Raw genomic sequence first — 15210 nt, 5'->3', positions numbered from 1 at the left:
CCGGAAACAGGTGAGAGAGCAGGACGTAATGAATGTTCCCGGTGGTCCGCGATAGGGGAAGATTGCTGAGGCGCAACAAATTCTCGGCATGCTGGGATTCGATGCCGAACGCTGCAACGAGCGCTCTGCTCTGGTGTTGCTGGCCTTGCTTGAATTGGATCCTATGGCGGAGTGGTATGAAGCTGATCGGCCTATGTTGCGCACGGTCCAGATCATGCGGTGGCTTCGCGAGAAGTACGGAAAGGACTACAAGCCGAACACTCGGGAGGCCATTCGCCGGTTCACCCTCCATCAGTTTGCAGAAGCGGGACTTGTCATTCATAATCCCGACCAGCCGGATCGCCCCACCAACTCGCCGAAGTGGTGCTACCAGATAGAACCAGTGGCTTACGGGCTCCTTGCGGATTTCAAGCAGAGAGACTTCCAGGAAAGACTGATCAGGTATCTTGTTGAACGCCCTGGCTTGCAGGCCCTCTATGCACGCGAGCGTGATATGAACAGGATCCCTCTTCGGCTTCCCGGCGGGGGTGAGGTCAGCCTCAGTCCTGGCGGTCAGAATGTGCTCATCGTCCAGATCATCAATGAGTTCTGTGAACGATACACGCCCAACGGGGAGGTGCTTTACATCGGGGACGCTGACGACAAGTGGGCAGTATTTGAAGAGGACGTGCTCGGGTCGCTGGGGGTGGAGATTGATTCCCACGGGAAAATGCCTGACGTCGTTGTCTACCTCCGTAAGAAGAATTGGCTTGTACTCATCGAGGCGGCGTCAAGCCACGGGCCGGTAGACCATAAAAGGTACCGAGAACTGAAGGAACTGTTCCGTGGTTCGACGGCAGGTCTGGTCTTCATTTCTGCACTGCCGTCCCGCGTTGAAATTCGCAAATATCTCAAGGATATCGCGTGGGAGACGGATGTGTGGTGCGCCGACAATCCCACTCACTTGATCCACTTCAATGGGGAACGGTTTCTCGGACCGTACAGCTGACTGGCCATGTGTACGGAATAGTGGGCTGCGTTCGGCGGCGCTTGCATGTCACTCGTCAATGGTCGCCCGAATGGCCAGCAGTTCTCCATGTTCCGGACTTGAGCCCCTCGGTGTCGATCCCCACACTCGCTGGGGCGCCTCCGTTGCGGCAAAGGAGGTGCTTAGAGATTCGTTAGGGCGATCCAGACTGCCTGAGCAACTGGATACCGCCGTTCCAGGGCAACTCGTCTTCGAAGTCGCAGGCGGCCACAGCCTGCGCGTTCACTCCCCACAGCGCTTCGAGTGTGCGCGTGACCGTCTCCACCATGGCTGCCTCACCGTGCGGAGCCACCGGCTCCAACTCGACCTGCACGGGCCACCAGACGAAGTCGTCGGCAGGTACCGCGTCCGTCCGGGAATCCGGGTTCCGACGCACCTCCAGGTCGAGACCGCCCACAGTCATGGTGTGCCGTTCGAAGGTGCCCTCGAACGACTCGCTCAGGAGGGCCTGCGCTTCCTCGACTCCCAGGCCGATAACCAGGATCTTGCAGTACGAGTACCGACTCATGGCGCTCACGGGATCCGAACAAAAGGAGGGTTGTCGAACGGGCCGCCGCGCCGGATGACGGACAGGTCGACATCCATTCCCAGTTGGGCCTCCAACGCCTTTCTCAGGCTCCGCAGTCCTGCCTCACCTGCCTGGATCTTCCCAGTCTCCATGGCGTGCAGCATAGTCCTCTCCTTCGCGCTGTCCGGATTGGGAGTGCCGAAGCGCTCCCTGATCAACTGGTCGAAGCGATCGGAGTCGACGCGGATCGCGAAGTCTATGTCGGAGGTCGGGCGGGCAGTTCCGGCGGCGCGGCTGCCCTGCACCACGACGTCGTCGCCGAGGTGTCCCGTCCCCTCGCGCAGCATCCGGCCAGCTTCGCCAAAGTCCTCAGGAGAAACCCCTTGGGGAGGACCGGGCCGGTAGGGGCTCAGCCCCAGCGGATCCGCCCACGTGTGCGGATTGTGCACGTACGCCACCGGGTTCGGCGCCGGGGCCAGGCCCAGGGGGTCCGGGGTCAGGTAGCGGGCCGTCTGGGGGTCGTAGTGGCGGTGGAGGTTGTAGTGGAGGCCGGTTTCCGGGTCGTAGTACTGGCCGGGGAAGCGCAGCGGGGTGTACGCCGTGCTGGTCTTCGCCCACGTCGTGGTGCCCCACAGGGTGGTGCGGGTGTGCCAGGCCAACCCCCCGGACTCGTCCACCAGTTCCGTCGGCGTGCCCAGCAGGTCGGTGGCGATGGCGAAGAAGCGTTCGTCCACCGCCGCGCGGGAGTCGTCCGCCGGCAGCAGGCGTTCGGTCTGGGCCAGGGGGCGCAGGCCCTGGTGGTCCCAGGTGAGGGCGACGGGGTGGGGGAGGTCGGGGGAGGTGGTGGTCTGCTCGCACAGGCTGGTGCCGTCCCAGGTGAACCGGGTCTCCTCCACCACCCGGCCCTCCGCGTCCAGGCGCTGCTTGGCGGTGCGGCGGCCCAGCGGGTCGTAGCGGTAGTGCCAGCGGGTGCCGTCCGGGGTGGTCACCGCGGTGAGGCGGTCCTCGGCGTCCCATTCGTAGCGCCAGGTGTCCGGCTTGCGCGAGAGGCGGGTGCGTTGGCGCAGGGTGATGCGGCCCGCGGCGTCGTGTTCGTAGCGGACGCCGCCCGCGCGGGTGACGGCGGTGCCGGTGTAGGCGCGCGGGCCGGTGGCCTCCTGGCCGGGGTGGGAGGCGGGCCAGGTGGCGGTGGTGAGGTTGCCGGCGGCGTCGTAGGCGTACGTCTCCTGCCAGCCTTCGGCGGTGACCTCGGTGACCCGGCCGGCCGGGTCGAGGGCGAAGCGGGCGGGGCCGCGCAGGGTGTCGTCCAGGGCGGCCAGGGCGCCGTCGGCGCGGTAGGTGTAGGCGCGGCGGTTCAGGACGCGGTCGCCTGCGGTCAGGGAATGGGTGGCCAGGCGGCCGGCCGCGTCCCAGGCCGAGGTCAGGCGCAGGAAGTCGCCGATGGCGCGCTCGCGTTCGCGGCCGGTCGCGTCGTGGGTGAAGGCGATGCGGCGGCCGCCCGCGGTGAGTTCGGTGGTGCGGCCCGCCGCGTCGTGGGTGTAGGTGGTGACCTGGCCGGTGGGGGTGGTGCGGCGGGTGCGGCGGCCCGCGGCGTCGTACGCGTACGTGGTGGCCCGGCCGTCGGCCAGTTCGGTCTTCAGGCGGCCCACGCGGTCGTACTGGCGGACCAGTTCGCCGTCCGGTCCCTCGGCCCGCAGCAGGCGGCCCTCCGGGTCGTACGCGTACGCCGAGACGCGGCCCGCGGCGTCCTTGCGGGTCAGGCGGCCCAGCGCGTCGTGCTCGTAGCCGATCGTCTCGCCGAGCGGGGTGGTGCGGGCGGTGAGCTGCCCGGCCGGGTCGCGTACGTACGCGGTGGTGCGGCCGTCGAAGTCGGTCTCCGAGGTCAGGCGGCCGGCCGGGTCGTAGGCGTAACTCCAGGTCAGGCCCTGCGGGTTGGTCACGCCGGTCAGGCGCAGCCCGGCGTCGTGGGTGAACTCGTGGCGGGTGCCGTCCGGGTCGGTGCGCGCGGCGAGCAGGTCGAAGTGGGTGTACTCGAAGCGGGTGGTGTGGCCGGCGGCGTCGGTGTGGGCCGTGCGGTTGCCCTCGCCGTCGTACGTCCACGACTCGGCCGCGCCGTCCGGGGCCGTGCGGCGGGCCAGGTCGCCGTCGGCGGTCCACTGGAGGGTGGTGGCCGCGCCCAGCGGGTCCGTGACGCGCACCGGGCGGCCGAAGGCGTCGCGGTCGTAGCGGGTCACCGCGCCGAGCGGGTCGGTCACCTCCGCGGGCAGGCCCGCCGCGTCGCAGCGCACGCGCGTGACGGCGCCCAGCGGGTCGGTGAGGGAGGTCAGGCGCCCGCGTGAGTCGTAGGCGTAGCGGGTGGTGTGGCCCGCCGGATCGGTGACCGCGGTGCGGTTGCCGCGCGCGTCGTACTCCTGCCGCCACACCGCCCCGTCCGGCCCGGTGAACGCGGTGATCCGGCCCGCCTCGTCGCGCTCCGCGCGCAGTTCGGCGCCGTCCGGGCGGGTGACGGCGGTGAGCCTGCCGTCGCCGTCGTAGCCGTAGGCGGTGGTGCGGCCGAGCGGGTCGGTGCCGCTGAGCCGGTTGCCGCGCGCGTCGTAGGTGAAGCGGGTGGTGTGGCCGAGCGGGTCGGTGGTGGCCAGCACCCGGCAGCCGTCGCCGATCAGGTGCCGGGTGGCGTGCCCGGCGGCGGTGGTCAGGGTGGTCACCCGGTGGCCGGTGGCCGGGTCCGGCGCGCCGTAGTCGAGGGTGAGCTGGAGGTGCCCGGCCTCGCCGCCCTCGGCGACGACCCGGTCCCGGTCGTCGTAGGCGTAGGCGTAGCGGCGCCCGTTGGAATCGGTCCAGGAGGTGACCCGGTGGCGGTCGTCGTAGGTGAAGGCGAGGGTGGCGCCGGACGGCTTGGTGACGGCGGTGAGGTCGCCGCCGCGGTAGCCGTACGTCATCAGGATGTGCGCGCCCGGGCCCGTGCCCAGCGTCAGCGCGGTGATCCGCCCGCCGACGGCGGTCACGGTGAGGCGGTGGCCCGCGGAGTGCACCAGGGCCAGCGGGGTGCCGTCGGCGGTCCGGTCGACGGTGATCCGGTGGCCGTTGCGGTCGGCGGTCTCGGCCAGCCACGCCTCGCCGTCGCCGCCGGGCGGCGTTCCGGCCGGGCCGCTGAAGTGCCGTACGAGGCCGGTGTCCGGGTCGGTGACCGTGTAGTCGCCGGACGGGCCGCGGGCCAGCGCGCGGCGGCAGGTGCCGGTCAGCGGCCACGTGGGCAGGCCGGGCGCCGGGTGCGGATAGGCGAGCAGCAGGCCGTCGGCGGTGACGTGCACGACGCCGGTCGCGTCGATCTCCAGCCGCTCGTCCACCGTGGACGACCAGGACGGGCCGAAGAACCGGCCCGCCGTGTAGCCGGACTCCACGCGGCGGGTGAAGACCAGCGGCAGGTCGCCGGGCAGCGCCACGTCGGTCTGCGGCAGGAACATCCGGCCCGAGGCCAGGTCCACCGGGTCGGTGCCGGTGGTGGTCCGCTCGCCGTGCGGCCGGTCGTGGGTGCCGCGCGGCGCGTCGTCCACCAGGCGGCGGGCGCGGTTCGCGTCGGCGGCCAGGTCGGCGCCCTCCTTGGCGATCCGGGCCGCCCGCGCACCGGCGCCCGCGCCGCCGGTGGCGACGGTGAGCAGCACGTCCGGGGCGAGCCGGCCCAGGCCCTCGGAGGGGTCCTTCATGAACTCGGAGACCATCCGCTGGCCTGCGCCCCACGGGTCGTTGGCCACCTGCACCAGGCCGGCCGCGGTGCTGTTGAGGTTGGTGGCGTACTCGGCGGGATGGGTGAGGTTGTACGGGTCGGTGGGGTTGATCCCGCGTACGAAGGTCAGCAGCCCGGCCGTGCCCTTGATGACGCCGCCCTGGAAGTGCTCGTACATCACGGGCAGTTCTTCGAGGCCGTCCGTGGCCTGCTCGGCGTACGAGGGCTTGGGCGGGGCGGTGTCGCGGGCCGCGCGGATGGCGGAGCGCGCGGTCTCCGCGGCGGTGTTCCGCTGCCGCCTGGCCTCGGCGAGGATCTCCTGCGCCTCGTCCATCTGCGCCTTGCCCGGGTCGGTGAAAGCCCCCGGCCTGGGCGGCAGGGAGGACGGGTCGCGCTGGTCAGCGGGTTTCGCGTTGTACGTGTCGACGGCGCTGTTGTAGGCGTCGACCTTCTTCTTGTGCGCGTCCCGCGCGTCCGCGGACGCCTGGGTGCCGGCCTTCCACGTGTCGATCGCCGTCTGCGCCTGGCCCTGCGCCCACTCCACCGTCCCGGCGAACGACTCCAGCGCGCCGGCCGCCTTCTCGAACGCGTCCGCGCCCCTGAACCACTTCGGTGGCTGGATCGACACCGACTCCCGGAACGCGTCCGCCGTCCTGCCCCGCAGCGACTCGGCGTCCAGGCCCTTCAGCCCGCCGCCGACGTCGTCGAACGCACGTTGCAAGTCACGCAGGTGGGAAGCGGCCGACCGGATCTTCCCCGGGCTGCCGTACACCAGTTTGTCCTTGTCCTCGGTCTGCCCGAGGTCCATCTCGTCCACTTCCGCGCCCATGCGGTTCGCAAGTGAACGGGAGTGCTCGCGGACCCAGTCCGCGCCCGACTCCCAGCCGACGTCCTCCAGCCGGTCCGCGGTCCAGTTCCCCGCGTCCTCGACGCGGTCGCCCAGCCACTCGGTGCCGTCCTCGATCGCGTTCTCGACGGAGTCGGGGGTGATGTCGCTGATGAAGTCCCCGAAGCCCACCGGTCAGCCGCCCCCGTTCTCGCCGTCCGGCCGCCCCTGCCCGGCCCGCTCCTCGGGGGAGGGGCCGAACGTCCGGTCCACCTGCTGGTCGAACTGCTGCTGGTCGACGCCGAGCAGGTCGTTCATGAGGCGCGCCTGGCGACCGCCGTTGCCCTCGGTCACCAGGGCCCGGCCGGTGTCCTTCCAGGTCTGTGCCATGTCCTCGCCCGACTGCCGGAACGACGCGGCGCTGTAGTCCGGGTGCACGAAGTCCGGGGTGAGCACGTCGCCCCAGCCCTGCCGGACGATCTCCTCCTCGGAGGCGTGCGGGTTGCCGACCACCGCGTTCACGGCGATCTTGAACGTGCCCTGGCGGTACTGGTCCTCCTCCCAGTGCCTGCCCGCCGCCAGGCCCAGCTTCGCGGCGATGGCGTTGGCGTCCTGGACCAGCGCCCGCACGCCCCACTCCCACCGCTCGCAGAAGTCCTCGAAGTCCACGGACAGGCCGTGGTGCCCGGCCTCCATGCCGGTCATGGCCAGGTCGGACAGGCCCTTGCCGAGCACGGCGCCGGTGCCGCCGCCGACGTCCCGCAGCTCGGCCACGGCCGCCCGCAGGCCGCGGGTGATCTGCTGCACGCTGTGCGGGTCGACCTTCAGGTCCTTGCCGTCGCCCATGTCAGGCCCGCCCCCCTCCGGCCGCGCCCTGTGTGCCGCCCGTGCCGGTCGCGTCGCCCGTGCTGGTCGCACCGCCTGTGCCGGTCGCACCGCCTGTGCCGGTCGCACCGCCTGTGCTGGTCGCACCGCCTGTGCTGGTCGCGTCGCCCACCCAGCACCTCCCCCATCCGGCTGTCGGCCGCCCGCTGTTCACCGTCCGCTCGCGTCGTCAGGCACCGTAGGACACCACGCGGCCCACGGCCCAGTGGTTCCACCGGATTCCCACAAAGCGCCCCGGACCGGGCCGCATTGGATCATTGGACCACCGGGCGGCGTGCCGGTCACCGGGCGGCGTGCCGGGGCCCGGTGGCCCGGCCGCCTCCCGCACGGGCCCGGCGTGCCCCGGCCCGCCCGGCGGTGGTGGGGTCCGGGTCCACGCCGATGGGGACGGCGCCGACCGGCAGGGTACGGACCCGGGCCGGAGCCGTCCGGCGGTGGCGGCCGCGCAGGCGCAGGGTCGTGAAGGTGATCAGGGCGCCCAGGGCCACGCAGCCCGCCGCCACGTGCAGGCCGTCGCGGTAGCCGTGCAGGAAGGCGTCGGCGGGCGGGGTGCCGTCGTGCAGGCTGTCGCGGCGGCTGGTCTGGAGCACCAGGCCGACCAGGGCGATGCCGATGGCGCCGGACACCTCACGGGCCGCGCTGATCACCCCGGAGGCCATGCCGGTGGCGGCGGGCGGCACCTCGGCCATCGACCGCAGGGTGAGCGGGACGGTCAGGCCCGAGCCCGCGCCGATGACCAGCAGGCCCGGCTGAAGCGAGAGGTACGTGGCGCCGTGCCCCTGGCCCGCCACCAGCAGCAGCCCGCCCGCGACCAGCAGCAGGCCGACGGACACCACCCGGTGCGCGCCGTACGCGGCGGACAGCCGCTCGGCCAGCGGCGTGGTCGCCATCAGGGCGAGCGCCAGGGGCAGGAAGGCGAGTCCGGCCTTGCCCGGGGAGAAGCCGAGGGTGTCCTGGAGGAAGAGGGCGGTGAAGAAGAAGACGCCGTTGACGCCGACGCCCCACAGCACCTGCGCGGCCGTGCCGCCGCTGAACAGCCGGCTGCGGAACAGCCCGGCGTCCACCAGCGGGTCCCGCGCCCGCCGCTCCACCAGCACGAACGCCACTCCGGCCGGGGCGGCGAGCAGGAACCAGGCGCGCGCGGCCGGGTCGCCGAACCCGGACTCGCCCGCCCGCAGCAGCGCGTACGTCAGCGCGTACAGGGCCGTGCCGGACAGCACCACGCCCGGCAGGTCCAGCCGCACCCGCGCCCCGGCGGCCGCGCGCGCCGGCTTCTCCCGGCCCGGCAGCAGGGCGATCAGCGGCAGCGCCAGCGCGCTGAACGGCACGTTCATCAGGAACACCCAGCGCCAGCTCCAGTGCTCGGTGACCAGGCCGCCGGTCAGCGGGCCGAGCGCCAGGGCGACGGCGAGCGCGGCGGTCCACAGGCCCACGCCGAGCGGCCGTCGGTTGGCGGGCAGGTCGGCGGCCACGACCGACAGGGCGGCCGGGACCAGCAGCGCTGCGCCCACGCCCTGCGCGGTACGGGCGGCGATGAGCACGTCCGCGCTGCCGCTGAGCCCGGCGAGCACGGACGCCCCGGCGAACAGCGCGTGCCCCCAGGCCAGCAGCGCCCGCCGCCCCCACAGGTCGGCGAGACGGCCGCCGAGCAGCAGCAGCGCGCCGAAGCTGAGCACGTAGGAGACGCCGACCTGCTCCAGCTTCTGGGAGTCGAGGGAGAAGACGCGTTGCAGGGTGGGCAGGGCGACGTTGGCGACGGTGTTGTCGAGGGTGGTGATGAAGCCGGTCAGGGTGACGAGCGCGAGTGCCGCGTACAGCCGGGTGCCGCCCACCGCCCACGTCCCTTCGCCTCGCCGCCACCCGGTCCACGCCGCCGCCTGTACGGACCGCACTCGTACGGACCGCACCCGTACGGACCGCCCACGCCGCCGCCCGTACGGGCCGGCCGTACGGAGCGCCCGTGCGGACCGGCCGTGCCCCCGAGCGGCACGGCCGGTCCGCACGCCGAGCCGTCACGCGCCGGAGGGGCCGCGCGGGCGGTGCGACCGGATGGTTCGGGCCGGGCCGCACCCCGGCCCGTACCACCCGCCCCGCGCCGGGCCCGTACTCCGGCCGCGGCTCGCCGCCGACGCTAACCCGGGCGCCCCGCGGCTCCTACAGACCGGGGCGATTTCCTCGGTATCCGACAAGACCGTATTCGGACCTTGTCAGGGCGGTGAGTACGGCGCGGTGCGGAGGGCCGGGCGGCGGCGCCGGGCCGGGTCCCGCACCGCACCAGAGCCGTCACCGGCCGGCACTCTCGCGGCGTTTTCATCGATTACGGAGTAATAAAAGTATGTATATGGCGAAGGAGGTCATCTGACGGGAGCATGGTGGGGACCCCTGGAGGGCGAGGACGGCCATGAGCACCACGCGCGAGACGTCGCCGGACCCGTCGGACCCGGTGCGGGCCGACCGGTTCGGCCTGCTCGCGACCGTGGACGGCAGCCAGGGGGACCCCGAGGTGCTGCTGCCCGCGCTGCTGCACGTGACGGCCGAGCTGGGCGGGCTCGGCGGCCTCGCGCACATGCGCGCGCCGAACATCGCCGGGGACCTGCGGCTGGGAGGCAGGTGGCGGCCATGACCCGCGGACGTGACGAGGGGCGCGGACGGCGGCCCGGCACCGTACGGCCCGACCTCGTACGGGCCGACCGCCTGCGGCTGCTCGCGGCCGTGGACGTCGGCCACGGCGACTCGGCGGTGCTGCTGCACGCCCTGCTGCACGTGACGGCGGAGCTGGGCGGGTACGGCGGCATGGCGCACGTGTACGCGGGGGGCCCCGAGCACCTGCGGATGGTGACGAGCAACGGGCTGCCCTACGCGTTCACCCGCGAGTGGGCCGGCATCGCCCTCCGGGGCTCGGCGGCTCCGGTGCGAGCCGTCCGGGAGAACGCGTTCGTCTACCTGCCGGCCGCCGGGGTGCCCGAGCAGCGGTTCGGGCGGGTCCCGGAGCTCTACGAGCCGGTCCCCGTCCCGGAGGGCGCGGGAATGGCCGCGGCGCCGCTGCCCGGCCCGGACGGCAGGCTGCTGGGCGCCCTGTCGGTGCTGCTGCCCGCGTCCCGGGCGCCGAACCCAAGGCAGCGGGCGTTCTGTGCGGAGGTGGCCCGGTGGGCCGGCGGGCTGCTGCGGCTGACCCCGCTGGGCCCGGAGGGCGTGTCCCCCAACCTGCTCGGCCCGCCGGGACCGCAGGAGGAGGCCCCGCGGCCCGCGGGCCCGGTGGCCGCCCCGAACTGGGTGTGGGACGTGCGCACCGGCGAGGTGGTCCTGGACAGGTCGGTGCTGGAGGACCTGGGCGTCGACCCGGCGGCGTTCGACGGCACGATCGAGTCCTGGACGGACCTCATCCACCCCGACGACCTCCCCTGGGTGGCGGGGGAGACCGACCGGGCGATCCGGACCGCGGGGCGGCTGGACCTGGCCAACCGGCTGCGCCGGGCGGACGGCTCCTACGCGTGGGCGCAGTTCCAGGGCCAGATCGTCGTCGACGAGCACGGCGAACCGCTCCGCAGCGAGGGCCGGATGTGGAACGCCTCGAAGACCCACGAGGCGCTGGAGTCGGTGGGCCGGGCGCTGCTGCACATGAGCGACGGCCTGGTGTCGACGACCGGGGACGGGCGGGTCGTCTTCGTGAACGCGGCGGCCGAGCGCCTGCTGGACCCGGCCCGGGAGATGATCGGCCGGCCGCTGTGGGAGGTGCCCGCGCTGCGGGACGTGCCCGAGGTGGCGCAGCGGTGCCGTCCGGCCCTCGCCGGGAGGAAGCCGGTGGACTTCGAGGTGCCGGGTCCGGGCCGTGACCAGTGGTACAACCTGCGGCTCGTGCCCGTACCCGGCGGGCTGACGGCGTACGTCACCGACGTCACCGAGCGGCGCCGCCGGGAGGCCGAGCACCGAGCGGCCGAGCGGGCGGCGGCCGATCGGGCCGCCCTGGTGTCCGGGCTGACCCGGGCGCTGGCCGAGGCGGTGACGGCCCGGGACGTGGTGGACGCCGTCGCCGCCAGCGTGCTGCCGCCGTTCGGCGCCACCGGCCTGATCGTCGCGGTGCTGGAAAAGGAGCGGCTGAACGTGGTCGGCTCGGCGGGCTACCCGGACGCGTTCGTCCGGCGGGTCCACGGCACGCCGCTGGCCGACGCCATCACCCGGGACGCCCTGCGCACCCGGACACCGGAGTTCGCCGAATCGCCGGAGGAACTGGTCTCCCGGCACCCGCAGGCGGCCGAGCTGATCCCGGGCGGCAAGCAGGCGGCGGCGTTCCTGCCGCTCATCGCCTCCGGCCACATGGTCGGGGTGTGCGTGATCGCGTACGACGGCCCGCACGCCTTCACCGAGGACGAGCGGACGCTGCTGACGGCGCTGAGCGGCCTGGTGGCCCAGGCGCTGGAGCGGGCCGGACTGTACGACGCGGCCACCGGCCGGGCCCGCGACCTCCAGCGGGCCCTGCTGCCCCGGGCGCTGCCGTCCCTGCCCGCGCTGACCGCCGCCGCCCGCTACCTGCCCTCCACGCGCGGCTCGGAGGTGGGCGGCGACTGGTACGACGTCATCCCGCTGTCCGCCGACCGGGTCGCGGTGGTGATCGGGGACGTGATGGGGCACGGGATGCCGGAGGCGGCGACGATGGGCCGGCTGCGGACGGCCGTACGCACCCTGTCCGATCTGGAGCTGCCGCCGGACGAGGTGCTGGCCCGGGTGAACGACCTGGTGGGCGAGCTGGGGGAGGAGGCGTTCACCACCTGCCTGTACGGGGTGTACGACCCGACGACCCGGGTCCTGGCCTACGCCGACGCCGGGCACCTGCCGCCCGCCGTGGCCCTGCCGGACGGCTCGGTGTCCTTCCCCAGGCTGGACCCGGATCCGCCGCTGGGCGTGGCCGACCCGCCGTTCGAGACCCACGAGGTGGCCCTGCCGGACGGCAGCGTGCTGGCGCTGTACACCGACGGCCTGGTGGAGGTCCCGGGCGGCGACATCGAGGACGGCATGGGCCGCCTGACCCGCACCCTGGCCACCGCGCTGCACGGCGAGGGCGGTGACGGCGACGGGCGGGCCGTGCGGCCGGAGGAGCTGTGCGACACGGTGACGGCGGCCCTGCTGCCCGCCGACCGGCCCGCCCCGGACGACACCGCGCTGCTCGTCGTCCGTACCCGTGCCCTGCCTGCCGACGCGGTGGCCTCCTGGCCGCTGCCGGACGACCCGGTCGCCGCCTCCCAGGCGCGCAAGTACACCCGCGAGCAGCTCGCCGCCTGGCACCTGGAGGACCTGGAGACGACGACCGAGCTGATCGTGAGCGAGCTGGTGGGCAACGTGGTCCGGCACGCCCGGGGCCCGGTGGCGCTGCGCCTGCTGCGCAGCCGGACCCTGATCTGCGAGGTGTCCGACGGCTCTCTGACCACGCCGCACATCCGGCACCCGTCCGCGCTGGACGAGAGCGGCCGGGGGCTCCAGCTGGTGGCGGCCATGGCCGCCCGCTGGGGCACCCGGTACACCGCGACCGGCAAGTCCATCTGGACCGAGCAGCCGATAGCGCAGCGAGGCGACGGCCGTGGCCTCCCCGCGGAGTGAGGGCCCCGGTCGGCGCCGGGAGCCCACGCGGGCCCTGCGGCTGCGGCTGCTGGAGACGGTGGACGAGGGCCAGGGCGACGTCGAGGTGATGCTGCACGCCCTGCTGCACGTGACGGCCGAGCTGGGCGGGCTGGGCGGCATGGGGCACGTGTACGCGCGCAGGCCCGCCGGGTCCATGCGGCTGGTGGTGAGCTGCGGCCTGTCATCCGGCTTCACCCGGTCCTGGACGGCGATCTCCGACCAGGGTTCGGCGGCTCCGGCGCGGGCGCTGCGGGAGGGCGGTTACGTCTACCAGCCCGCCCTCGCCGTGCCCGAGCCGACGTACGGGGACACGCCGGTCGCCCCCGACCCCGCCGCCGTGCCGCCGGGCGCCGGGATGGCCGCGGTGGTGCTGGCCGGGCCGGACGACCCGCTGGGCACGCTGTCCGTGGTGACCCGGCCGGGCGCGGCGCCGCGCCCCGCGCAGCGGGCGTTCTTCGAGGAGGTGGCCGACTGGGCCGCCGAGCGGCTGCGGCTGGCCCCGGGCGGCCCCGGCGGCGTGTCGCCCACGCTGGTGCACCGGGAGGGCGTGGGCACGGAGCGGGCGCCGGAGCCCGCGCCGGGCTGGCGGGGCGAGTGGGACCTGCGCACCGGGGAGATGTACCTGGACCCGGAGTTCCTGGACTCCCTCGGCATCGACCCGGACGCGTTCCACGGGCACGTCCAGGACTGGGTCGACCTCATCCACCCCGACGACCTGGCCTGGGCCGTACCCGAGACCGACCGGGCCCTGCGCACCCGCGGCGTGTACGACCTGGAGGTCCGGGTGCGCCGCGCGGACGGCACGTACGCCTGGGCCCGTATCCGCAGCGAGACCGTCGTCGACGAGCACGGCGAACCGATCCGCTTCCTCGGCACCGCCTGGAACACCACCGACACGCACGAGGCCCTGGAGTCGGTGGGCCGGGCCCTGCTGCACATGAGCGACGGCTTCCTGTCCCTGAGCGGCGACGGCCGGGTCGGGTTCGTCAACGCGGCGGCCGAGAAGCTGCTGGGCCCGGCGCGGGAGATGATCGGCAGGCTGCTGTGGGACGTGCCCGCCCTGCGGGACGTGCCCGGGGTGCGGGAGCGGTGCCGCCAGGCCATGGCCCGGAACGAGCCGGAGGGCTTCGAGGTGCCGGGCCCCGGCCGCGACCAGTGGTACCACCTGCGCCTGGTGCCCGTACCCGACCGGCTGACGGTGTACGTCGCCGACGTCACCGAGCGGCGGCGCCGGGAGGCCGAGCGGCAGGCGGCGGAGCGGGCGGCCACCGAGCGGGCCGCGCTGATGTCGCGGGTGACGCGGGCGCTGGCCGAGGCGGTCACCGCCCAGGACGTGGTGGACGCCGTCGCCGCCAGCGTGCTGCCGCCGTTCGGCGCCACCGGGCTGATCGTGCAGGCGCTGGAGAGCGACCGGCTGAACGTGGTCGGCTCGGTCGGCTACTCGCGCGCGTACCTCGACCAGATCCACGGCACGCCGCTGTCGGGCGCCGTCACCCGGGACGCGCTGGCCACCCGTACCGCCGAGTTCTCCGAGTCGCCGGCGGAGTTCCGCGCCCGGCACCCGAGCCACCTGGCGAAAGCGGGCGGGAAGCAGGCCGCGACGTTCCTGCCGCTGATCGCCTCGGGCCGGCCCATCGGCGTGTGCGTGATCTCCTACGACGGGCCGCACCACTTCACCGAGGACGAGCGGACGCTGCTGACGGCGCTGAGCGGCCTGGTGGCGCAGGCGCTGGACCGGGCGAGCCTGTACGACGCGGCCACCTCCCGCGCGCAGGAGCTGCAACGCGCGCTGCTGCCGCGCGTCCTGCCGTCGCTGCCCGCGCTGACCGCCGCCGTCCGCTACCTGCCCGCGGCCCGGGGCTCGGACGTGGGCGGGGACTGGTACGACGTGATCCCGCTGTCGGCGGACCGGGTGGCGCTGGTGATCGGGGACGTGATGGGGCACGGGATGCCGGAGGCGGCGACGATGGGCCGGCTGCGGACGGCGGTGCGCACGCTGTCGGATCTGGAGCTGCCGCCGGACGAGGTGCTGGCCCGGGTGAACGACGTGGTGGCCGAGCTGGGCGAGGAGTCGTTCACCACGTGCCTGTACGGGGTGTACGACCCCACCACCTGCGTCCTGGCCTACGCCGACGCCGGGCACCTGCCCCCGGCGGTCGCCCTGCCGGACGGCACGGTGTCCTTCCCGTCCCTGGTGCCCGACCCGCCGCTGGGCGTGGCCGCGCCGCCGTTCGAGACGCACGAGGTGCGCCTGCCCGAGGGCAGCCACCTCGTCCTGTACACCGACGGCCTCGTGGAGGTGCCGGGCGGGGACATCGAGGACGGCATGGCCCGGCTGACCCGGACCCTGTCCACGGCCCTGGCCGACGGCGGCGGACCGGCACCGGACGGCAGCGGCGCGCCGGAGCGGCTGTGCGACGCGGTCATCGCCGCGCTGCTGCCCGCCGACCGCCCGGCGCCCGACGACACCGCCCTGCTCATCGCCCGTACGCGCGCCCTCGCGCCCGAGGCCATGGCGTCCTGGTCACTGCCGGAGGACCCGGTGGCCGCCTCCCAGGCGCGCAAGTACGTCCGCGAGCAGCTCACCGCCTGGGACCTTACGGAGCTGGAGATGACGACCGAGCTGA

8 protein-coding genes are annotated in these 15210 nt (G+C 73.8%); 4 read left to right on the top strand and 4 right to left on the bottom strand.

Features of this window, described 5'->3' with window-relative positions:
• Positions 1-61: 61 nt before the first annotated feature.
• Positions 62-988, top strand: coding sequence for a BsuBI/PstI family type II restriction endonuclease (locus tag RKE29_RS00040; protein ID WP_312002905.1), 927 nt, complete (start codon positions 62-64; stop codon positions 986-988).
• Positions 989-1160: 172 nt separating this feature from the next.
• Here RKE29_RS00040 and RKE29_RS00035 read toward each other — a convergent pair whose 3' ends face one another.
• From RKE29_RS00035 to RKE29_RS00020, 4 genes are all read right to left on the bottom strand, one after another.
• Positions 1161-1544, bottom strand: a complete 384-nt coding sequence (locus tag RKE29_RS00035) for a hypothetical protein (protein ID WP_312002835.1) — start codon at positions 1542-1544, stop codon at positions 1161-1163.
• Positions 1541-6277 carry a putative T7SS-secreted protein gene (locus RKE29_RS00030; RefSeq protein ID WP_312002834.1) on the bottom strand — a complete coding sequence of 1579 codons (4737 nt, stop codon included), beginning with the start codon at positions 6275-6277 and terminating at the stop codon, positions 1541-1543. Before RKE29_RS00030 ends, RKE29_RS00035 begins: the two co-directional genes overlap by 4 nt.
• A gap of 3 nt (positions 6278-6280) precedes the next feature.
• The gene (locus RKE29_RS00025; protein ID WP_312002832.1) at positions 6281-6931 is read right to left on the bottom strand and encodes a hypothetical protein; all 651 of its coding nucleotides are present in this window, start codon (positions 6929-6931) and stop codon (positions 6281-6283) included.
• A 320-nt stretch (positions 6932-7251) separates the two neighbouring features.
• The gene (locus RKE29_RS00020; protein WP_312002831.1) at positions 7252-8802 is read right to left on the bottom strand and encodes an MFS transporter; all 1551 of its coding nucleotides are present in this window, start codon (positions 8800-8802) and stop codon (positions 7252-7254) included.
• Positions 8803-9371: 569 nt separating this feature from the next.
• Between RKE29_RS00020 and RKE29_RS00015 the strand changes: the two genes are divergently transcribed.
• The 3 genes from RKE29_RS00015 to RKE29_RS00005 form a co-directional block, all read left to right on the top strand.
• Entirely contained in the window at positions 9372-9593 is a 222-nt protein-coding gene (locus RKE29_RS00015; RefSeq protein WP_312002830.1) for a hypothetical protein, read from the top strand.
• A complete protein-coding gene (locus RKE29_RS00010) occupies positions 9590-12562 on the top strand; it encodes a SpoIIE family protein phosphatase (protein ID WP_312002829.1) in 2973 nt (990 codons plus the stop codon). Before RKE29_RS00015 ends, RKE29_RS00010 begins: the two co-directional genes overlap by 4 nt.
• Positions 12543-15210 (top strand): SpoIIE family protein phosphatase (locus tag RKE29_RS00005; RefSeq protein ID WP_312002828.1); only part of this gene is annotated, 2668 nt, incomplete at its 3' end. The genes RKE29_RS00010 and RKE29_RS00005, both read left to right, overlap by 20 nt.

This window comes from Streptomyces sp. B1866, from assembly GCF_031932565.1.
In the GTDB taxonomy this organism is placed as follows: domain Bacteria; phylum Actinomycetota; class Actinomycetes; order Streptomycetales; family Streptomycetaceae; genus Streptomyces.
The sequence above is the reverse complement of the archived record's forward strand: the minus strand, read 5'-3'. Positions and strand labels throughout refer to the sequence as shown.